The sequence below is a fragment of the Streptomyces sp. NPDC091292 genome, from assembly GCF_044757265.1.
GTDB lineage: Bacteria > Actinomycetota > Actinomycetes > Streptomycetales > Streptomycetaceae > Streptomyces.
In genome coordinates this window covers 45,185-66,991 of sequence record NZ_JBIVUQ010000001.1, presented here as the reverse complement: position 1 = coordinate 66,991, position 21,807 = coordinate 45,185, and the positions used below count along the sequence as shown (strand labels likewise).

Below are 21,807 nucleotides of genomic sequence, written 5' to 3'. Positions count from 1 at the left end.
TTTCTGCCTTTCGGTACGTACGCCGGGTCAGTGCTGGTAGCCGTAGACGCCGCGTGCCTGGTCGCGGACGAGACGGCCCTTCTCCAGCTCGATGACGCGCTTGCGCATCTGGTCCACGATGTTCTGGTCGTGGGTCGCCATCACGACGGTCGTACCCGTCCGGTTGATGCGGTCGAGGAGCTTCATGATGCCGACCGACGTCTGCGGGTCGAGGTTGCCCGTAGGCTCGTCGGCGATCAGCAGCTTGGGCCGGTTCACGAAGGCCCGCGCGATGGCCACGCGCTGCTGCTCACCACCGGACAGCTCACCGGGCATCCGCTCCTCCTTGCCGCCCAGACCGACGAGGTCGAGCACCTGGGGCACGGACTTGCGGATCTCGCCACGGGACTTCCCGATGACCTCCTGCGCGAAGGCGACGTTCTCCGCGACCGTCTTGTTCGGCAGCAGGCGGAAGTCCTGGAAGACGGTTCCCAGCTGGCGGCGCATCTGCGGCACCTTCCAGTTGGACAGCCGCGCGACGTCCTTGCCGAGGATGTGCACCTGACCGTGGCTGGCCCGCTCCTCGCGGAGGATCAGCCGGAGAAAGGTGGACTTCCCGGAGCCGGAGGACCCCACGAGGAACACGAACTCACCGCGCTCGACCTCCAGGGAGACTTCCCTGAGAGCGGGGCGGGTCTGCTTGGGGTAGACCTTGGAGACACTGTCGAATCGGATCACGGATGCACCACGGGTCGCCGGGGGTAGGTGAGCGTGACCATACGCGACCCGGACGGGCGAGCGCAGTCGGCGGCCGGGGTTCCGTACCGGTTGCGCTGTTTGTCACGGAACGGAACGGCTCGAATCCGTCAGGACCGGGCAGGATACGGCGGGCCGCGCCGAAATCCGCGGAAGCTGGCACAGTGGGAGGGGAACGGTTGCGTTTCCCTGAGCGTTGTGCGGAGAGACAGTCGTTGCGGCAGGGCTCCGCCGCGCGGGAGGAGGAGTGCGCATGACCTATGACCGACTGGTGTGCGCGAACTGCGCGTCCCCGGTCAGCGAGGGCCGGTGCCCCGTCTGCCGGGCCAGCCGTCAGCGCCTTGAGCAGGACGACAACAACAACTTCTGGGCGGGTATGAACCCGACGATGCTGATCGCGCTCCTCGCGGTCCTCATCGCGGCAGTGGCCCTCCTGGCCCGCTAGGGGGTTTCGGGCCGTCCGGGTGCGTTGAGGCGTTTCAGGCGCGCAGAGGGGCGTACGGAGGCCGGGAGAGGGCTGTACGGGCCTGGGGACCGGTGGGAGAACGGCCGGAAGGGCCCGGAGCGGGTGCTCCGGGCCCTTCTGTGTGCTCCGGGCGCTCCCAGGTCGTCCCGGGGTCGCCCTGCCGCCTCGGTCAGGCGACGGTGCGGCCACCGCCGACGAAGCGGGGCAGCAGCCGGAAGCCGACGCCACCGGCGATCATCGCGGCGGCCCCGACCAGCAGGAACGTGGTCTGCGCCGCGCCGGTCTCGGCCAGCTCGTCCTGGGCCGCGCCCTGCTCGACGGGCTGCGAGCCGGTGTCGGTCAGGCCGGTCTTGCCCTGGCCCTGCTCGACCGGCTTGGAGCCGCCGTCGGGGTTGGTCCCGCCATTGCCGCCGTTGTTGCCACCGTTGCCGTTGCCGGGCTGGCTCGGCTCACCGGTGGGCTCCGAGGGCTCCTCGGTGGGCTCGGTCGGCTCCTCCGTGGGCTCCGTCGGCTCCTCGGTGGGCTCCGTGGGCGGGTCCGTCGGGTCGGTCGGCGGGTCGGTGGGGTCCGTGGGCGGGTCGGTGGGGATCTCCGTGTTGCCGTCGGTCGGCTCGTCGTTCGGGCCCACGTCGACGCCGATGCCGGTCTCGTCGGCGTGAGCGTTGACACCCACACCGCCGAGGCCGACGTTCACGTCGAGAGCCGAAGCGGCGCCCGCGGCCGTCAGGGACGCGCCGGCGGCGATCAGCGCGCCGGCGGCGATCCGCGCGACGCGGATCCGCGTCTTCTTGGTCATTTGCTGCTACCCCCAGTAGCTGAATCGTGAATGGAGCAGCGCTCGGGGCTTCGTCATCGGAAGTGAATTCTCATCCCCCCGGTCACACGCGCCCCGAAGATACGCATGCCACGCTCAACCCTTCCCAGTTTTCGCAAAGGCGTCAAGGTCGTTGCGTACGCGATGTCTGGAATAAGGGGAGTTGACCGCCATATGTTCTTGTGCCGGTGACGTAAAAGCCCGACACATGCGACAACTGCCGCCCTCGGGACGGCAGTTGCCTTGTCGACAAAGCTGTGACGGGTGAGTTCTGGGGTGGCTTTAGCGATCCTGCTGCTTGCGCCAGCGAATTCCGGCCTCCAGAAAGCCGTCGATCTCACCGTCGAGCACGGACTGCGGATTGCCCACCTCGTACTCCGTACGGAGGTCCTTGACCATCTGGTACGGGTGCAGGACGTACGAACGCATCTGGTTGCCCCAGGAGTTGCCGCCGTCGCCCTTGAGCGCGTTCATCTTCGCCTGCTCCTCCTGGCGGCGGCGTTCGAGCAGCTTCGCCTGGAGGACGTTCATCGCGGTCGCCTTGTTCTGGATCTGCGAGCGCTCGTTCTGGCAGGAGACGACGATGCCGGTCGGGAGGTGGGTCAGCCGGACCGCGGAGTCCGTGGTGTTGACGCCCTGGCCGCCGGGGCCCGACGAGCGGTACACGTCGACGCGCAGCTCGGACTCGTCGATCTCGATGTGGTCGGTCTGCTCGACCACCGGCAGCACCTCGACACCGGCGAACGACGTCTGGCGGCGCCCCTGGTTGTCGAACGGCGAGATCCGGACCAGCCGGTGGGTGCCCTGCTCGACGGAGAGCGTGCCGTAGGCGTACGGGATCTGGACGGCGAAGGTGGTCGACTTGATGCCGGCCTCTTCCGCGTACGACGTCTCGTACACCTCTGTCTTGTAGCCGTGGCGCTCGGCCCAGCGCAGATACATGCGCTGAAGCTGCTCGGCGAAGTCGGCGGCGTCGACCCCGCCGGCCTCGGCGCGGATGTTGACCAGGGCCTCACGGGCGTCGTACTCACCGGAGAGCAGGGTGCGTACTTCCATCTCGTCGAGCGCCTTCTTCACGGCGACGAGTTCGGATTCGGCCTCGGCGAGGGTCTCCGAGTCGTCCTCTGCCTCCGCCAGCTCGAAGAGCACGCTCAGGTCGTCGATGCGGCCCCGCAGTGTCTCCGCCTTGCGTACCTCCGCCTGGAGGTGCGACAGCTTGCTGGTGATCTTCTGCGCCTCGTCCGGGTCGTCCCACAGGGACGGCGCGGCGGCCTGCTCCTCCAGCACGGCGATATCCGCCCTCAGCCTGTCCAGGTCCAGGACGGCCTCGATCGACTCCATGGTCGAGGAGAGGGACTTCAGCTCTTCGGAAACATCGACGACTGCCACGAGTCCAGCCTAACGGTTGACCGGATGATGCCTTACCCGTGTTCCCGCCCGCCCGCCCTCAAGCAACTACCAACCGGCGATCCCACCCACCCACCCAAACAACACCGGCCACCTCCGGCCCCCGTACGCCCCCCGCGACTACCGGCGGCAGCCGGTCGGTGTCGTGCCGAGTGGTCGGGTCAGGGAGCTGCCGGTACCGATTGTCCCGGTCCGCGCGGAGTCGCATCCGCGTCGTTGCCCGAGGTCGCCAGCCATGTGCCCACGCCCGCCGCCGCGAGGACCGCCGCCGCCGCGCCGAGGGCGATCCGGCGGCGGCGGGCCGATGCGGCGCGGTGCCGGGCCGAGCCGGGGCGCGGGGCGCCCGTGGCGCGCGGGACCCGGGCCGTCCCCCGGGCGCCGCCGGCCAGCTCGTCCGCCGCGGGCACCCGCATGCTGGTGTGCGTGTCCCGGTTCGAGTCGGTCGCGTGCCCCGGCACCAGCGGTACGGCCCCGCGCCGGGCGGCCGGCTCCGGAGCGTCGTCGGGCACCGGCTCCTCGTCCGCCGCAGGGCTTCCGTCGCCCGCGCCGGGCTCGTCCACGTCCAGCGGCGGCATCCCGGCGAGCAGCGGCAGCTGCTCCCGCAGCCGGGCGCCCAGCTCGGAGGCGCGCAGCCGGGACGCGGGCGCCTTCGCCAGGCACTGGACGATGAGCTGCCACAGCTCCTCGGGGATGCCGGGCAGCGGTACGACGGTCTCGGTGACATGGCGGCGCAGTACGGCGCCGGGGTGCCCGCCGCCGAAGGGCGTGAACCCGGCGAGAAGCTCGTACAGGACCGTCGCGAGGGCGTAGATGTCGACGGCCGCGCGCGGGGGCAGGCCCTCGACGATCTCGGGCGCGAGGTAGTCCGGGGTGCCGATGATCTTCGTGGCGCGGGTGCGGCGGGGCGAGTCGATGAGTTTCGCCACACCGAAGTCGGTGAGCAGCGCGGGGTGGGCGCCGGCCGGGCCGAGCGGGCCCTGCATGTCGAGCAGGACGTTCTCGGGTTTGACGTCGCGGTGCACGACCCCGGCCGCGTGCGCGGCGGCGAGTCCGTCGGCGACGTCCGCGACGATGGCGACCGCGGCCTCGGGGGCGAGCCTGCGCTCCCGGTCGAGCCGGGTGCGCAGATCGGTGCCGCGGACGAGGTCCATGACGAGGGCGAGGTCGTTGCCGTCGACGACCAGGTCGCGGACGGCGACCACGTGCGGGTGGGCCAGGCCGAGCAGCGCGGTGCGCTCCTGCACGAAGCGGCCGACCAGCTCCTGGTCGGCCGCCAGGTCCTCGCGCAGCAGTTTGATCGCGACGGGCCCCTCGGGTCCCTCGCCGAGCCACACCGTGCCGGCACTGCCGCGGCCCAGGATCTGGTGCGCGGTGTAGCGGCTGCCGATCTTCCGTGCCAAGACTGCTCCTACGGACGCGTGTTGGCGACAAAGCTACGCGTCCGTGGCGGCAACCTTCACATCACCGACGGAAATCACTCGCTGGGTGTCGACAAATCGCCAAGGTCGCGCCCCAGTTGTCCGGTGACCGCTCAGTTACCGCTGCCGGATCCTCCGCCGCTGTTCCCGAGGTCCCCGATCCATCCGGTGACCGTCGTGAACGTGTCGGAGATCTGGGCCCAGTAGCCCTTCGACGTACCGATCCAGTCCTGGAGCGGGCTCAGCTCCCAGATCAGCCAGCCCGCGACGAACAGGATGACGAACGTGAACAGGCAGCCCTTGAGGCAGCCGAGCCCCGGGATCCGCATCGGGTTGGCGCTGCGCTGCCGGGGCTCCCTGGGCGGTCGCGGCGCGGGCTGCTGCGGCGGCGCGTAGTGCTGGGGCTGCCGCTCGGGCACCGGCGCGGGCGCGTACCGCTGCGGCTGCTGCTGATGCTGGGGTGCGTACTGCTGGGGCTGCTGCTGCGGCGGCGGGGCCTGGCGGCGCTGCGGCTCGGGGCGGGCGACCTGCCGCTGGGGGCGGCGGCGGAGCGGGTCCTCGTTCGGGTCGAGGTACTGGACCTGCGTCTGGTCGTTGCGGTCGCGGGCGGCGCGGAGCTGGTTCTGCCAGGGGTGCGGGTCCTCGGGCCCCGCGCCCTGGCCGCCTTCGCCGGGTCCGTACTGCGGTACGGGCGGCAGGACGGCGGTCGGGTCGGGGGCGCCCCGGTGCGGCAGGACGGACGTCGGGTCCGGGCCTGCGCCGCCGCTCGGCAGGAAACTCGTCACGGCATTGGGGTCGTACGAGCCGGCGTTGCCCGGCAGGACCTGGGTCGGGTCGGCGGCGCCCGGGGTGCCGGGGACCTGCGCGGGCGAGGGGTCGGGGGCGAGCAGGGCGCCCACGCCGTCGGCCGCGGCGATCTGCGCGGAGTTCGCGTGCACGCCGATGCCCTCGGCGACCGTGCGCAGCCCGCGCGCGAGGTTCTCGGCGCTGGGGCGGTCGTCCGGGTTCTTGCGCAGGCAGCGCTCGATCACCGTCCACAGCGGGTCGGGCACGGTGGACGGGCGGCGGGGTTCGGCGCTGAGGTGCTGGTGGAGCACTTCGAGCGCGGAGCCGCCGGAGAACGGGGGCCTGCCGGTGACCAGCTCGTACAGCAGGATGCCCGCGCCGTAGATGTCGACGGCGCTGGTCTGCGGGCGGCCCTCGGCGGACTCCGGGGCGACATACGCGGGCGTGCCGACGAACTCGTGGGTGCGGGTGAGGCCCGGGGAGTCCGCGAGGCGTGCGATGCCGAAGTCGGTGAGCATCGGGTGCATCGCGCCGCCGGACTGGTCGAGCAGGACGTTCGCCGGCTTGAGGTCGCGGTGCACGACACCGTCGGCGTGGCTGGCGGCGAGCGCGTCGGCGACCTGCGCGGTGAGCAGCGATGCGGCGACCGGCGAGAACGGGCCGTTGTCGCGCAGATAGCGGTGCAGGTCGGGGCCGTCGATCAGGTCCATGACGAGGGCGAGCAGATCGCCTTCGACGACGAGGTCGCGGACCCGGACGATGTTCGGGTGGGTCAGCCGCAGCAGCACGGACCGCTCGCGCAGGAAGCGCATCACGATGTCCGCGTCGCTCGCCAGCTCCTCCTTGAGGACCTTGATCGCCACGGTCTCGCCGGGCTGGCCCGCTACGGCCGCCTCGGCGCCTGCGGTCTCCCTCTGACGGGCCCGCCACACGGTGCCTGTGGCGCCGCGTCCGAGCGGCTCCTCCAGGAGGTACTTGCTGCCTACCGGCCGCACGTCATGCGCTCCCTGCTGCTCTGGCTACGATCCGGGGGCCCTGGTCGGCGGGCCGGGTACTGCTAGTGGTACGGGTACTGATGTTCCGCCCCACTGTAGTGCCGCCGCACGGGACCCGGTCTGTTGTCGGGCCGCCACCGGGCCCTCTTCGGGGTCCGGCGCCGCTGCGATTTCGTCCCGATTATGTACGGGTTGTACCGGCTGTCCCGTACGAGTCTGCGTCCGGACCGGTGTTCGAGGGGAAGACGCGTGCTCGGGGCGGTTGGTTGCCGGGACCGGTCCCAAGGCGTCCGCGTGGGCACTTTTGCGGGCAGAGCCGACCAATCAAGATCACGAACGGGTGGCCGCCGGGCGTGTTGTCGGTGGCAAGTGCGAGGATGCCTCCCGTACTGGCCGTCGTGCCTGAGTGCGGTGGGGGGAATCACAGCACAGTCCCCGTGCCGGGCACCCGCGCAGAAGGGACCGCTGACGGCGATGCAGATCCGCCTGACCGTCGTCGCCTGGACCGGGGTGCGCCCCGCCGCCCAGGGCCGTACCGCCGCGCGTGAAGCCGTCGCGCGTGACGTGCTGGTCACCGCGCCCGCCGGGACCGCGCTCGCGGCGGTCGCCTCGGGCCTCGCCACGGCTGTGGCGGGCGGTGACGGACCGGTCGTGGTGTACGCGGGGGCGGACCGGCTCGACGCGCAGCGCTGCACCCTCGGCGAGCCGCCGCTGATCGACGGCGCCGTGGTGTCCCTGGGCGCGCCCGCCGACCCCGGACCCGATCCGTCGGGGGGCGCGGCGCAGTTGCAGGTCGTCGCGGGGCCCGACGCGGGCGGGGTGCACCTGCTGCACGGCGGACAGGTCCGCGTCGGGCGGTCGTCGGGGGCGGACGTGCCGCTGGACGACCCGGACGTCTCGCGGCTGCACTGCGCGGTGACGGTGGCCCCGGACGGCGCGGTCACGGTCCAGGACCTGGGCTCGACGAACGGCACGACGCTCGACGGCACCCCCCTCACCGACCACCCGGTCCCGCTGCGCCCCGGCGCCCTGCTGCGCATCGGCGAGTCCACACTCCGCCTCGCCGCTCCCCACGAGACGGCCCGTCCGGTGCCGACGACACCGGACGGCGAGGGACATGTACGGGTGCCTTCGCACGACAGCGGCGCATCGGGCGGGGGGCGTACGGGCGAGGTGGGCGGGGGTCCCGTGGCCGGAACGCATCACGCGTACGGGGCGGCGGGCTGGGGTGCGCCCGGGAGCGGTTCCCGGGACGGCGGGGGGCCCGGCGCGGTGGACGAGGGCTCGGGACGGCTGCCCGACGGCCCGTACCGCGAGGGACCCGGGCACCGGGGCGCACCAGGGCCGCGCGGTGCCGACGGGCCCTCCGCGCGCGGGAGCCATCCCTTGGTGCCCGAACAGGGCGGCGCCCCGCAGGCCGAGCGCACGGCGTCGCAGGGCGACACGGCGCAGCATCCCGTACGGAATGCCGGTGGGGCGCGTAAGCGGGGCGGGTTGTCGGCGTGGGCGCGGCGGTTCGGTGCGGGTGGGCGGGGCGAGGGTGACGGTGGCGGTGAGCGGGACGGCGCGGACCCGCGTGGGCACGCGCGCGAAGCGGCTGCCGGGGGTGCGGGCGCCGCGCCCCCTGCCGATGTCTGGCCGGATCCGGCCGCCCTGCTGCTCACCGCGATCGGCCCGGGGCCCCGGCTGTGGGAGCGCGGCGCCGGGCACCCCGAGGCCCTGACGGTGCGCCTCGGGACCACCGAGCGGCGCGCGCCCGACGGCGCCGGACCGCTGCCCGCCGTGCCCGTGACTGTCGGGCTCCGCGAGGTCGGCGGGCTCGGACTCGCCGGGCCCCGCGCGCGGCTCGCCGGACTGGCCCGTTCCGTCCTCGCCCAACTGACCGCGCTGCACGCGCCGGAGGCCCTGGACCTCGTCCTGATCAGCACGGACCGGTCGCGGACCGCCGAAGCGCGGGCCGCCGAGTGGTCCTGGCTCGGCTGGCTCCCGCATCTGCGGCCGACGCACGGCCAGGACTGCCGGCTGCTTCTCGCGTACGACCGGGAGCAGGCGGCGGCCCGTACGGCGGAGCTGCTGCGGCTCCTCGACGAGCGCTCCGAGACCGCCGCCCCCACCTCGCCCGCCGCCCCCACCTCGTACACCGTGCTCGTCGTGGACGGCGACCCCGGTTCCGCCTCGCTGCGGGAGGCCGTCGGGCGGCTGTGCGCCGAGGGGGGCGCGGTCGGGATCCATGTGGTGTGTCTGGCCGAGACCGACCCGGCGACGGCGACCTCGTCCGTCGAGCAGACGTACGAGACGGCGTGTGCCGTGTCGCCGGTGTTCCGGGACTGCGGGGCCGCCGCGCTGCTCAGCGGGGACGTGGCCACCGCACTGCGGCTGCTGCGCGTCGCGCGCGGGAGGGTCGCCGGGCAGTCCACGCTCGCCTCGGTGGACGCGGTGTCGGCGGCCTGGGCGGAGCGGTTCGCGCGGGCGCTCGCGCCGCTGCGCACCGAGGGCTCCGGCGCCGAGCGCCACCCGCGCGCGTCGACGCCGCTGCCCCAAGTGGCGCGGCTCCTGGACGAGTTGGGGCTCGCGCGGGCCACCCCGGCGTCGCTGATGGCGCGCTGGGCGGCGGCGGCCGACGACACCGAGGCGCTGGGCGGCCGGGCCTGGACGGTCCTGGGCGCCGGACCGCGCGGCCCGGTCTGCGTCGACCTGGCGCACGAGGGTCCGCATCTGCTGGCCGAGGGTCCGACGGGCAGCGGGCGTACGGAGTTACTGCGATCGGTTGCCGCGTCGCTCGCCGCCGCCGAGCGGCCCGACCGGCTCGCGGTCGTCCTGATCGACGGCCGGGACACGGCGGGCGGCGCGAGCGGGAGTACGGGCGCGCTGGCGTCCGGCGGTACGGGCGGCGCGGGGTCCGGGCCCGGCGACGGGCTCGGCGTGTGCACGGAGCTGCCGCACGTCACGACACATCTGACGGCCAACGACCCGGTGCGCATGCGGGAGTTCGCGCAGTCCCTGACCGCCGAGCTGAAGCGCCGCGCCGAACTCCTCGGCCGGCTCGGCTTCGCCGAGTGGCACACGCAGCGCGAGGTCGCGGACCGGATGGTCGCGCAGCGCGCGCAGCCGGGCGGCGCCGGGGATCTCGACCCGCCGCCGAGTGCGACGCTGCGGCTGCGCCCGTCGGCGGCCCGCGCGCGGACGGACCCGGGACCGCCGCTGCCGCGCCTGGTGGTCGTCGTCGACGACTACGACGCGCTGCTCGCGCCGCCGCTGGGCTCCCCCGGGCGCCCGGCGGCCGGTTCCGTCGTGCGCGCCCTGGAGGCCGTCGCGCGGGACGGGGAGCGGCTCGGGGTGCATCTGGTGGCGGCGGCAGGGCGGGGCGAGCGGGTCGCGGGTACGGAGCTGGCGCTGCGCGCCGGGCTGCGGATCGGCCTCGAAGCGCCGGGCGGCGGACCGGAGGACCCGGCGCCGGGGCGGGGCGTACTGCGGGGTGCGGACGGCCGTGTGACGGCGTTCCAGACGGGCCGGGTGACCGGCCGTATCCCCCGGACGGCGACCCAGCGGCCGACGGTCGTGGCCCTCGACTGGGCGCGCATGGGCGACCCGCCGACCCGCCGCCCGGTCAGGGAGCTGGGCAATGGGCCGACGGATCTGGCGCTGCTCGCCAGCGCGCTGGAGCGGGCGGCCCGTTCGGTCCAGGCGTCGGAGGTGCCGTCCCTCCTGTGAACGCCCTCTTGTCGAAGGCCCTCTTGTGAACACGGGCGCCCCTCACGCATCGTGGGGGGCGCCCGCGTTCACCGGGCCCTTCCCGCCGGCCCAACATCCCCGTAACGCCGGGCGTTTGGGGGGTTAATAACGACCCCGTCACGACCCCTCGGTTGAGCCGACCGGCGCCCTTGCCGCCCTTGTCCGGCCACGGCTACACCAGTGCTCACGGGACAGATTTCGCAAGTACGCGCGATCAAGCGCGGGAATCAGGCGGGGCAGTGATGCGCAGGAGCCATTGGCAGCGTAGGGGCAGGGTTCAGGTGGGGGCGGCGGTCGTCGCGGGGGTGCTCGCCTTCACTCTCACCTCATGCGGCGGTGACGGCGGCGACAGTACCGACGACCCCAAGTCCACTCCGAAGGAGAGCAAGGCCTCGGTCCAGCTCCCCAAGCTGGACGGCGAGGAGATCTCGGTGGCCGCCGTGTGGACGGGCGCCGAGCAGGCCAACTTCAAGAAGGTCCTCAAGGAGTTCGAGAAGCGTACGGGCGCGAAGGTGACGTTCGTCCCGGCGCCGGACCCGATCATCAACTTCATCGGGGCGAAGGTCGCGGGCGGCTCACCGCCGGACGTCGCGCTGGTGCCGCAGGTCGGCGCCGTCAAGCAGGCGGTCGACAAGAAGTGGGCCAAGCCGGTCGGCGCGGAGGCGCAGGCGGAGCTGGGCAAGAACTTCGCGCAGGGCTGGCAGGATCTCGGCAAGGTCGACGGCACCCAGTACGCGGTGTACGTCAAGGCCGCCAACAAGTCGCTGATCTGGTACAACACCAAGGTCTTCGAGAACGCGGGCGCGACCGAGCCGAAGACGTGGGACGAGTTCATGACCACCGCGCAGACCGTCTACGACTCCGGTGTGACCCCGGTGTCGATCGGTGGCGCGGACGGCTGGACGCTCACGGACTGGTTCGAGAACATCTACCTCTCGCAGGCGGGCCCGGAGAAGTACGACCAGCTCGCCGCGCACGAGATCAAGTGGACCGACCCGTCCGTGAAGGACGCGCTCACCACGCTCGGTGAACTCTTCGGCAAGAAGGACTTCATCGCGGGCGGCAACGAGGGCGCGCTCCAGGTCGAGTTCCCGCGCTCCGTGGAGCAGACCTTCACCGGGGGCGACCAGCCGAAGGCGGGCATGGTCTTCGAGGGCGACTTCGTCGGCGTCAACGTGGCCGAGGCGAAGGCCGAGGTCGGCGTGGACGCGAAGGTGTTCCCGTTCCCGGCCGTCGGTGACAAGGCGCCCGCGGTCAGCGGCGGTGAGGCGGCGATGCTGCTGAAGGAGTCCAAGGCGGGCCAGGCCCTGCTGACGTTCCTGGCCTCGTCCGACGCGGCGGAGCTGTGGGCGAAGCAGGGCGGCTATCTGTCGCCGAACAAGAACGCCGATCTGGCGGCCTACCCCAACGACGTGCAGCGCGCCATCGCGAAGGCGCTCATCGCCGCGGGCGACGACTTCCGCTTCGACATGTCGGACCAGGCTCCGCAGTCGTTCGGCGGCACGCCCGGCAAGGGCGAGTGGAAGGCGCTCCAGGACTTCCTGCGCAACCCGAAGGACGTCGCGAAGATCCAGGCGCAGCTTGAGGCCGACGCGGCCAAGGCGTACAAGGACTGATCCGGCGATGACGTCGGTCTCCGCGGGGGATGTCGCCGGTCGTCCGGCGCCTCCCCCGCCCTCCAGCAAACGCAAGAGCGTGACGGGTACGCGTAAGACGGTGGCGGTGCTGTTCCTGCTGCCCGCCGTGGTGCTCCTGGGCGCGCTCGTGGTCTACCCGATCGGGTACTCACTGGTCCGCAGTTTCCTCTCGGACTCCGCCGGCGGCGGTTTCGCCGGATTCGACAACTACACAGAGGTGTTCAGCGACGACGGCATCCGCACGGCCCTCAAGAACAACGTGTTCTGGATCGTGTTCGCGCCGACCGTCGCGACCGCGCTCGGTCTGGTCTTCGCGGTCCTGACCGAACGGGTCCGCTGGGGCACGGCGTTCAAGCTGGTCATCTTCATGCCGATGGCCATCTCGATGCTCGCGGCCGGGATCATCTTCCGGCTGGTGTACGACCAGGACCCGGAGCGGGGCGTCGCCAACGCCGTGTGGGTGGGCGTGCACGACACGTTCGCCGACGCGTCGGCCTTCCCGAAGGCGCATCCGGGGCGCGAGTCGCCGCTGCAGAGCGCGGGCGGCGGCGCGTTCATCACGAAGGAACCGGTACGGGCCGGCGTACCGGTGGCGCTGCCGCTGGTCGGGGTCGCCCCGGACCTGATGCCGGGCGGCACCAAGGCGGCGAAGGTCCCGGTGGCCGAGCCCGGCAAGGTGACCGGGACGACCTGGCAGGACTTCACGCGCGGCAAGGGCGTGGGCAAGCTCGGCGAGGTCGACGCCTCGGAGCTGGGCTACCCCGGGATGCGGATCGAGGCCGTCAAGGACGGCAAGGTCGTGGAGTCGGTGAAGGCCGCGGACGACGGCTCCTTCACGCTCTCCGCGAAGGCGGACGGCGCGCAACTGCGGCTGCCCGGCTCGAACTTCCGCGAACCGTACAACGGCGTCGACTGGCTCGGCCCGAACCTGGTGACGCCGTCGATCATCGTGTCGTACGTCTGGATGTGGGCGGGCTTCGCGATGGTGCTGATCGCGGCGGGGCTCGCCGCGGTGCCCAGGGAACTCCTGGAGGCGGCGCGGGTGGACGGCGCGTCGGAGTGGCAGGTGTTCCGCAAGGTCACCGTGCCGCTGCTCGCACCGGTCCTCGCGGTGGTCCTGGTCACGTTGATGATCAATGTGCTGAAGATCTTCGACCTGGTCTTCATCATCGCTCCGGGCTCGTCGCAGGACGACGCGAACGTGCTGGCGCTCCAGCTCTACCGGTCGGCGTTCAACGACGGGAGACCGGGCGTCGCGAGTGCGATCTCCGTGATCCTGCTGCTGCTCGTCATTCCGGTGATGCTGTTCAACATCCGGCGGTTGAGGCGGGAGGGGCGGCGATGACCACGCATAGTGATGCCGCACGGGGCGCCGGGGGCGCGGGTGGCGGAGGCGGCGCAGGTGGCGCGGGTGGCGCGGGTGGCGGGGGTGGCGCGGGTGGCGTGCTGAAGACCTCGCCCGATCCGGCCGGTCCGGTCACGGCGAAGGAGTCCCTCGGCTCGCGGATCGCGCAGTGGACCAGCGGTGGGCTCGTCCGGGTCTTCCTGATCGTGGTCGGCCTGTTCTGGCTGGTGCCGACGATCGGGCTGCTGCTCTCGTCGCTGCGCGCGCCGGACGATCTCGCGTCCACGGGCTGGTGGACGGTGTTCAGCGAGCCGTCGAAGCTCACCTTCGAGAGCTACGCGACGCTGCTCGACAACCCGGCGATCACGGACTCCCTGTGGAACACGATCCTGATCACGGTCCCGACGACCGTCCTGGTGGTGGTGATCGGCTCCCTCGCGGGCTACGCCTTCGCCTGGATGGAGTTCCCGGGCCGCGACTGGTGGTTCCTCGGGGTCGTGGGTCTGCTGGTGGTGCCGGTGCAGGTGGCGCTGCTGCCGATCGCGAAGCTCTTCGGCGATATCGGGCTGTTCGGCTCGATCATGGGTGTGGTGCTGTTCCATGTCGGGTTCGGGCTGCCGTTCGCGGTGTTCCTGCTGCGGAACTTCTTCGCGGAGATCCCCCGGGAACTCCTGGAGGCCGCCCGTCTGGACGGCGCGGGTGAGCTGCGCTTGTTCTTCCGTGTGGTGATGCCGCTCGGCGGGCCCGCCATCGCCTCGCTCGGCATCTTCCAGTTCCTGTGGGTGTGGAACGACATGCTGGTCGCGCTGATCTTCGCGGACGCCGCGAACCAGCCGATCACGGTGGCGCTCCAGACCCAGGTACGGCAGTTCGGCAACAACATCGACGTACTGGCGCCCGGCGCCTTCATCTCGATGGTGATTCCCCTGGCCGTGTTCTTCGCGTTCCAGCGGCAGTTCGTGTCCGGGGTGATGGCCGGAGCGGTCAAGTAACACGCTGATCAGGGGGAGGGGCGCGCCCATGGGGTGCGCCCCTCCTTCGCTGTCGTCCCGGGTGCCGGTCGTTTCAGGGGCCGGCCGTTTCCTCGCCCAGGAACACGCGGCGCACCACGCGTTCGGCGGCGCGTCCGTCGTCGTACGGGCAGAAGCGGGCGCGGAACGCCTCGCGGAGCTTGGTGGTGGCGGGGGTGTTCCAGGCGCCCTGGCGGAACAGGTCGACGAGTTCGTCCTCGGAGGTGGCGACGGCTCCGGGGGTGTCGCCGGGGTGTCCGGAGAGCAGGTCGAAGTAGGTGCCGCGGGCGAGGCGGTACGCCTGCCAGTCGGGCGCGTAGGTGACGATCGGGCGGTCCAGGCAGGCGTAGTCGAACATCAGCGACGAGTAGTCCGTGACCAGGGCGTCGGCGGCGACGCAGAGGTCCTCGACGCTCGGGTGGTCGGTGACGTCGAGCAGCCCCGGGTGGTCGTCCAGGCCCGTGTCGGAGCCGTAGAAGTAGTGCGCGCGGACCAGGACGACATGGCCGGGGCCGAGGGCGCGGACGAAGCGTTCGAGGTCGATCCGGGGCAGGAAACCCTTCTGGTAGTCGCGGTGGGTCGGCGCGTAGAGCAGGGCCGTGTGGTCGGGAGGGATGCCGAGGGCGGCGCGGACGCGGTCGCGGTGGTCGGCGCCGGCAGTGAAGTAGACGTCGTTGCGGGGGTAGCCGAGTTCCAGGGCGCGGTACGACGTAGAGGGGTAGACGCGCTCCCAGACCTCGGTGGAGTGCGGGTTGGAGGAGAGGCTGTAGTCCCACTGGTCGGTGTGGTCCAGGACCTTCTGGAAGCTGATGCCGTGGGTGCCGGCCGGGTAGCGCCGCTGGTCGAGGCCCATTTTCTTGAGCGGTGTGCCGTGGTGGGTCTGGAGGTAGATCTGGCCGGGGCGTTTGGTGAAGCCGCCGGGGAAGCTGGAGTTGTTCACGAGGTACGTGGCGCGGGCCATGGTCTGCCAGTAGCGGCGGGAGCCCTCGACGACGTACTCGACACCCTCGGGCACCCGCTCCCGGTGCCGTCCCGACACCACCCACACGCCCCGGATGTGCGGGGCGAGTTCGCGGGCCTTGGCGTGGATGGCGGCCGGATTGCAGGAGATGCCGCGGTTCCAGTAGGCGCCGTAGACGGCGAGGTGGGGGTCCAGGCCGCGGCGCAGGTCGGCGCGGTAGGCGACGCGCATGACCTGGCCGCGCAGTTGCTTCCGGTGGCGCGTCAGCCGGGCGGCCATCCGCCGGCGCCGGGTGTCGGCCTTGCGGAGCTTGTCGTACGCGGTGTAGGAACCGGCGGCCAGGGCGCGGGCCTCGGCGGTGGCGGGGGTGTGGCCTGCGGGGGCGTGGGCGCGGTGCAGCCGGGCGGCCTCGCGGAAGAAGTCGCGCCGGTCGGCGGGGCGGACCCGGCCGGTGTCGCCGAGTACGGCGAGCAGGCGGTCGGCGAGGTACGGGAAGAGGCGGGCGCGGTCACCGGCGCCGACGCCGGTGAGCAGGGTCTCGTACCGCTCGAAGAGGGCGAAGTGGGCGCGGCCCGGGGTGGTGGAGACGCTGCCGCCTCGGCGCTGCCGCCAGCGCACGCACACCCGGTCGAGTACGGCGACGCGCTCGCCCGCGAGGAGGACGGCGCGGTGCACGGGGACGATGTCCTCGTAGGGGGCGTGGTCGGCGAAGCGCAGGGCGTGGGCGGTCCAGAAGGCGCGGCGGACGGTGCGGTTCCAGGCGGCGGGGGTGATGGCGAGGGGGTCGGCGGTGAGGTCGTCGGCGGCGGGGCGCACGGTCTCCCACCAGTCGACGGTGTCGTGGGCGAAGAGCAGGACGTCCGGCGGGGTGCCGTGGTCGGCGGCTCGGGTGAGCGCCCGGTCGAGTGCGGCGAGGGCGCCGGGCAGCAGGAGGTCGTCGCCGTCGAGGAAGAGGAGGTAGTCGCCGCGGGCGCGGTCGGCTCCGGCGTTCCGGGCGGCGCCGGTACCGGAGTGCCGGTCGAGGCGGACGAGTTGCACCCTCGGGTCGCGCTCCGCATACTCCGCGGCGATCGCGGCGTCCGCGTCGGGCGAGGCGTCGTCCACGACGATCACTTCGATGTCGGCGGCGCCGGTTCCGGTTCCGGATCCGGTCCCGGAGAGGCGGGGGGCCACGGTCTGGCCGAGCACGGATTCGAGGCACTCCCTCAGATACCCCTGGACACGGTGGGCGGGGACGACAACGGAGAAACGGCACATATCTCCCGAAGGTAGTCAGAGAGGTCGAAGGTGTCGAAGACCTTCCGTCACCCGGAGGGGTGATCGGAGGCAAAGAAAGTGACAGAAACGGGAAAAGGCGACAAATGCCTACTGTCACCGCGCAGCCCCGTCTCACCGTCGTCGTACCCGTCTACAACGTCGAGGAATATCTGACGGAGTGCCTGGAGTCGATCGCCGGGCAGACCTTCCCCGACTTCGAGTGCCTGTTGGTGGACGACGGATCCACCGACGACAGCCCCCGTATCGCGCAGGAGTTCGCCGCCCGCGACCCGCGCTTCCGCTATCTGCGCCAGGAGAACGCCGGGCTGAGCGCCGCGCGCAACACCGGCGTCCGGGAGTCCTCGCGCGCCACCGCCTTCCTCACCTTCGTCGACAGCGACGACATCGTGGTGCACGACGCCTACGAGCGGATGATCACCAGCCTGGACGCGACCGGCTCCGACTTCGCGACGGGCAATGTCTGGCGGCTCGGTGAGCGCGGCCGGTACCAGGCGTGGCAGTACACCTGGCTGACCGCGCCGCGCGAGTCCACCCATGTCACCCGGGATCTGGATCTGCTCGCCGACCGGGTCGCCTGGAACAAGGTGTTCCGCCGGAAGTTCTGGGACCGGCACGGGCTGACCTTCCCCGAGGGCAGGCTCTACGAGGACACCCCGGTGATGATCCCGGCGCACTTCCTGTCCGGCGCGGTGGACGTCCTCGCGGACCACGTCTACTACTGGCGGGTGCGCGAGGGCTCGATCACCCGGCGGCGCACCGACGTCAAGGGCGTCCGCGACCGGATCGCCGCCTGCGACCACGTCAGCCGCTTCCTGTCGGTGCACGCGCCCGCGCACAAGAAGACGTACGACGCGTCCTGTCTGCGCGACGACTTCCTGTACTTCCTCGACGGTCTGCCGATGGGCGGCCCCGAGTACCGCGGCGCCTTCCTCGACGGCACCGCCGAGTTCCTGCGCCGGGCCGCCCCCGACGTGGTCGCGGACCTGCCCGTCGACCTGCGGGTGAAGTGGCAGCTCGTACGGGAGCGCCGGCTGAGCGAACTCGTCGAGCTGCTGGCGGCGGGGCAGCGCGGCGGGGACGCCTTCCGGGTGCGCGGGTCGGTGCGGCGCCGCGCCGAGTACCCGGGCGTCGGGCCCGTACCGGAGAAGGCCGCGCGGCTGCGGCGGGGCGATCTGCCGGTGGTGGCGCGGGTGCGGGACGCCGGCTGGCAGGACGACGGGACGCTGCGCGTCAGCGGCTACGCCTATGTCCGCAACCTGGAGACGGGCAAGCCCGGAGCCTCCGGCACGGACGGGCGCTCCGGCAGCGGCGGGCACGTCGTCAGGACCGGGCTGCTGCGGCACACGCGCAGCCGTACGCAGATGCGGCGGGTGCCCGTACGGACCGTGATCGACCCGTTGGCGACCGAGAACTCCCGGCAGCGGCTGCACTGTTACGACGCCTCCGGCTTCGAGATGGTGATCGACCCGGAGCGGCTGAAGATCCGGGGCCGCTGGCGGCCCGGCACCTGGCTGCTCGGCATGGTCGTCGCCGGGCACGGTGGAGTCCGCCGCTCCGCCGTCCGCGCGATCGACGGCGCCGCGGCCCGGTCCGTGGTCCGCGAACTCGGCGACGGCATGCGCATGACCGTCGGCTACAGCCGGGGCCGCCTCGTCGTGCGGATCTCCGCCTACGCGGCCCTCGTCCAGGAGCACCGGCGGGACGGGGACGACCTGGTGCTCGGCGGCCGGGTCCGCGGGATCGCGCCGACCGCGCTGCGGCTGACCCATCCGCGCGCCGGGACCGAGTTCGACTACCCGGTCACCCTGAACGGGGAGCGCTTCGAGGTACGGCTGCCGGTGACCGATCTGGAAGCCGTACCTCCGGCGCCGCACCTGGCGCCCAAGGAGGTCGAACCGCCGCACGGCGACCGCTGGCAGGTCAACCTCGTACTCCCCGACGAGACCCTGAAGTCCGTCGCCGCCGCCCTCGCCCTGCCGCCCGGCCGGTACGCGACCCGCCCGGGGCGCGAGGTCTGCGCGATGGCCAACGACCGGGGTCAGCTCGTCGTCGAACTCACCCGGCAGCCCTTTGCCTCCGCGCTGACCTGGGCGGACGACGGCACCGTCACGCTGTCCGGGCCGGTCGCCGACGAGAGTTGGGGCCCCGCCGAACTCGTCCTGCGGCACAGCGGCCTCGGTGAGGAGATCACCGTGCCGCTCGAACGGGAGCCCGGCCGCTACTCGGCCCGCTTCACACCCGGGGGCGGCGCGCTGTTCGAGGGGCGCTGGTACGTGTTTCTGCGGGAGACGGGGGTGCGGGGCGGGGAAGGTTCCTTGCCGGGGCGGGCGGAGGACGGGGTTCCGGTGCGGCTCCTCGCACCGGTCGCGGCGGGGCTGCCGGTGCGGCGGGCGAGCGGCGGACGGGCCGGCGGTGGCGGGCGGGAGTTCACGCTCGACGTGCGGTTCGGCGACCGGCTCGTGATCCTCGCCGGTTCGGTCCTGGCGCCCGAGGAGCGCGGCGCCTACCGGAGCCACCGCCTGCGGACCCTGCACTACCCCGCGCAGCGCGCCCTCCCGCTGCGCGACGCCGTCCTCTACTTCGACGGGGACTCGCCGCGCGCGGTCCACGACGAACTGGTCCGGCGCGGCACCGAGGTCGACCACCTGTGGGTGACCCGCGACCGCCGCACCCCCGTACCGCCCGCCGCACGGGGCGTCGAGGAGCACAGCACCGCCTGGTACGAGGCGCTGGCCCGCTGCCGCCGTATCGTCACCGCCAGACATCTGCCGGACTGGTTCGAACGGCGCACCGGGCAGACCGTCGTCCAGACCTGGCACGGCGCGCCCCTCAAGCGGGTCGGCGCCGACCTCACCGACACGCTGTACGCCGACCACGCGCACCTCGACCACCTGCCCTCCCTCTCCCGCCAGTGGGACGTCCTCGTCTCGCCGAACCGGTTCTCGACCCCCCGCCTCGCCCGCGCCCTCGGCTTCGAAGGGGAGGTCCTGGAGGCCGGCTCCCCGCGCAACGACCTGCTGTTCGCCGAGGACCGCGACAAGATCGCCGAGCGGGTCCGCAGGAAGCTCGGCATCGAACCGGGCCGCCGCGTCGTCCTCTACGCGCCCACCTACCGTGACCATCTCCCCCACTCCCAGGGCCGGTTCCGCTACGACGGTGCCTTCGACTTCCGCGCCGCCGAGCAGGCGCTCGGCGAGGACCATCTGCTGCTGGTCCGCAAGCATCCGCTGACGGCGGGCCGACTGACCGGGGCCCGCGCCCCCTTCGTCCGCGACGTGACCGGCCATCCCCGCGCCACGGAACTCCTCCTCGTCGCCGATGTCCTGGTGACGGACTACTCGGCCCTGATGTTCGACTTCGCCCACACCGGCCGCCCGATGCTGTTCCACACCTACGACCTGGCCCACTACCGCGACACCGTCCGGGGCTTCTACCTCGACTTCGAGGCGGGCGCCCCCGGCCCGCTGCTCACCTCCACCGACGAGGTGATCGCGGCCCTGCGCGACCTGGACGGGGTCACCGCCCGGCACGCGGAGGCGTACGCGGCCTTCCGTCAGGCGTACTGCGATCTGGACGACGGTCAGGCCACCGCCCGGGTCGTCGAACGGTTGATGCGTTGACCTCCGGCCTGCTGGAGAAGAGCCGGGCGCGAGGTGCGACGGCCCTGCGGGGCGGCCGGTGGCACCCCTCGCCGTATCTCGTCTTCGGCGCGCTGTTCTGGGTGGTGATGGTGCTCGCCTACTGGCGGGTGCCGATGTGCTGCGACTTCGGCCAGCACGCGGCGGTCGTCGAACGGCTCAAGGCCAATCTGCTGCACCCCCGTCACCCGATGGCGGACCTGCCGGGCGCGGGCAGCCCCTACTACTCGCCGTACGCCGTGGCACAGGGCCTCTTCGCGCGGCTGACCGGACTCGCGGGCTGGGAGGTGGTCAAACTCACCGGCCCCGTGAACCTCCTGATCCTGCTCACCGGCATCGGCCGCTTCGTCCGGACCCTCACCCCGCACCGCTGGGCACCGGTGTTCGCGCTGTACTTGATGGTGGTGCTGTGGGGCACCCGGATGGCCTGGTGGAGCGGCTATCTGGGCCTGATGTCGATGACGGGGAACCTCGCCTACCCTTCGACGTTCGCGATCGGCCTCACCTTCTGGATCTGGGCCTGGACGGCCCGCCTCGTCCGCAGCGAATCAACTCCCCTCCGGCAGTACGCGGGGGTCGGTGCCCTGACGGGCCTGACCCTGCTGATCCACCCGATCACGGCGGTGGGGACAGTGATCGGAATGGCGGCTCTCGCCCTTTCGGGACGCGCCACCCACCCTCAGCCGGACCCCGACACCGGCACCGGCACCCAGACCGGCACCGGCAACAAGTACCGGCACCTCCGGACTTGGGGGTTGGCCCTGGTCACGGCGGCGGTGGTCGCCGCGATCTGGCCGTACTACTCCGTGTTCTCCCTGGTCGGAGACCAGAGCGTGGACGCGATCCACCGTCAGCTCTACCACGAGATGCCGGCCCGCTTCTGGCTCGCGGCGGTCCTCGGCCTCCCCGCCCTCTGCCTCCGCTGGAACCGCGACCACCGCGACCCGCTGGTCCTGATGTTCGCCCTGGACCTGGTCGTCATCGCCTACGGCTGGGTCACCGGCCACTACACCTACGGCAGGATCCTCGGCCTCACCCTCGTGCCGTTGCAGTTCGCGCTGGCCGTGGAGCTGACGGCGGCCCGGCCCTGGTCGAGGGCGCGCCGGACGCTCGGGGTCGCCGCGGTGGCGGGCGCCCTTGTGGGGTTCCTGACCATCCAGGCCGGGGCGGTGGTGCCGCGCGCCCTGGACCCGGTCGGCTTCGACCAGCCGCCGCGCTGGCCGACGTACACCTGGGCGGCGCGGTACATCGCACCCGGCGACGTGGTGCTGACGGACGGCTACCGGCCGACCCGGTCGCTTCCGGCGTACGGTCCGAACCTGGTGGCGCCTGCCTGGCCGGACCCCGCCCTGGACGAACGCGAGCGGTCACGGCGGCTGTCCGCCGTGCACACCTATCTCGCCCCGACGTCGAACCGGGCCCAGCGGGAGGCCATCGCCCGGCTCTATGACGTGCGGTGGCTGCTCCTGACCCGTGGGCAGCGGCTGCCTCCGGAGGCGGTCGTGGTGGCGTGGAGCCGCAGGACGGGTGAGGTGCTGGCGCGGGTCAACGGGGGTGTGCCGAGGAAGGCGTGAGGGCGGGTTCC

Annotated in this window: 13 protein-coding genes; 7 read left to right on the top strand and 6 right to left on the bottom strand. The window is 72.4% G+C overall.

What is annotated here, in order from left to right:
* Positions 1-27 precede the first annotated feature (27 nt).
* Positions 28-717: a cell division ATP-binding protein FtsE gene (gene ftsE / locus ACIQNU_RS00235; RefSeq protein WP_401359043.1), complete on the bottom strand. Its 690-nt coding sequence runs from the start codon at positions 715-717 to the stop codon at positions 28-30.
* A gap of 271 nt (positions 718-988) precedes the next feature.
* Here ftsE and ACIQNU_RS00230 point away from each other — a divergent pair, with 271 nt between their 5' ends.
* Positions 989-1,180, top strand: coding sequence for a hypothetical protein (locus ACIQNU_RS00230; RefSeq protein WP_401359042.1), 192 nt, complete (start codon positions 989-991; stop codon positions 1,178-1,180).
* 190 nt (positions 1,181-1,370) lie between these two features.
* Here ACIQNU_RS00230 and ACIQNU_RS00225 read toward each other — a convergent pair whose 3' ends face one another.
* From ACIQNU_RS00225 to ACIQNU_RS00210, 4 genes are all read right to left on the bottom strand, one after another.
* Complete coding sequence (locus tag ACIQNU_RS00225) at positions 1,371-1,997, bottom strand: hypothetical protein (RefSeq protein ID WP_401359039.1); 627 nt, start codon at positions 1,995-1,997, stop codon at positions 1,371-1,373.
* 300 nt (positions 1,998-2,297) lie between these two features.
* Positions 2,298-3,404 carry a peptide chain release factor 2 gene (prfB, locus tag ACIQNU_RS00220; RefSeq protein WP_401359036.1) on the bottom strand — a complete coding sequence of 369 codons (1,107 nt, stop codon included), beginning with the start codon at positions 3,402-3,404 and terminating at the stop codon, positions 2,298-2,300.
* Between the two features lie 179 nt (positions 3,405-3,583).
* On the bottom strand, positions 3,584-4,822 hold the full coding sequence (locus tag ACIQNU_RS00215; RefSeq protein ID WP_401359033.1) for a serine/threonine-protein kinase: 1,239 nt from the start codon (positions 4,820-4,822) through the stop codon (positions 3,584-3,586).
* A gap of 131 nt (positions 4,823-4,953) precedes the next feature.
* Positions 4,954-6,621, bottom strand: coding sequence for a serine/threonine-protein kinase (locus tag ACIQNU_RS00210; RefSeq protein ID WP_401359030.1), 1,668 nt, complete (start codon positions 6,619-6,621; stop codon positions 4,954-4,956).
* Between the two features lie 474 nt (positions 6,622-7,095).
* Here ACIQNU_RS00210 and ACIQNU_RS00205 point away from each other — a divergent pair, with 474 nt between their 5' ends.
* The 4 genes from ACIQNU_RS00205 (at position 7,096) to ACIQNU_RS00190 (ending at position 14,327) form a co-directional block, all read left to right on the top strand.
* Positions 7,096-10,332: an FHA domain-containing protein gene (locus ACIQNU_RS00205; RefSeq protein WP_401359028.1), complete on the top strand. Its 3,237-nt coding sequence runs from the start codon at positions 7,096-7,098 to the stop codon at positions 10,330-10,332.
* 263 nt (positions 10,333-10,595) lie between these two features.
* Complete coding sequence (locus ACIQNU_RS00200; RefSeq protein ID WP_401359026.1) at positions 10,596-11,969, top strand: ABC transporter substrate-binding protein; 1,374 nt, start codon at positions 10,596-10,598, stop codon at positions 11,967-11,969.
* A gap of 7 nt (positions 11,970-11,976) precedes the next feature.
* Entirely contained in the window at positions 11,977-13,335 is a 1,359-nt protein-coding gene (locus ACIQNU_RS00195; protein WP_401359023.1) for a carbohydrate ABC transporter permease, read from the top strand.
* Complete coding sequence (locus tag ACIQNU_RS00190) at positions 13,332-14,327, top strand: carbohydrate ABC transporter permease (RefSeq protein ID WP_401359021.1); 996 nt, start codon at positions 13,332-13,334, stop codon at positions 14,325-14,327. Before ACIQNU_RS00195 ends, ACIQNU_RS00190 begins: the two co-directional genes overlap by 4 nt.
* A gap of 73 nt (positions 14,328-14,400) precedes the next feature.
* Here ACIQNU_RS00190 and ACIQNU_RS00185 read toward each other — a convergent pair whose 3' ends face one another.
* Complete coding sequence (locus ACIQNU_RS00185; protein ID WP_401359019.1) at positions 14,401-16,563, bottom strand: CDP-glycerol:glycerophosphate glycerophosphotransferase; 2,163 nt, start codon at positions 16,561-16,563, stop codon at positions 14,401-14,403.
* Positions 16,564-16,667: 104 nt separating this feature from the next.
* Here ACIQNU_RS00185 and ACIQNU_RS00180 point away from each other — a divergent pair, with 104 nt between their 5' ends.
* Positions 16,668-20,204: a CDP-glycerol glycerophosphotransferase family protein gene (locus ACIQNU_RS00180; RefSeq protein ID WP_401359017.1), complete on the top strand. Its 3,537-nt coding sequence runs from the start codon at positions 16,668-16,670 to the stop codon at positions 20,202-20,204.
* Positions 20,201-21,796 carry a hypothetical protein gene (locus ACIQNU_RS00175; protein WP_401359015.1) on the top strand — a complete coding sequence of 532 codons (1,596 nt, stop codon included), beginning with the start codon at positions 20,201-20,203 and terminating at the stop codon, positions 21,794-21,796. Before ACIQNU_RS00180 ends, ACIQNU_RS00175 begins: the two co-directional genes overlap by 4 nt.
* Positions 21,797-21,807: the final 11 nt, after the last annotated feature.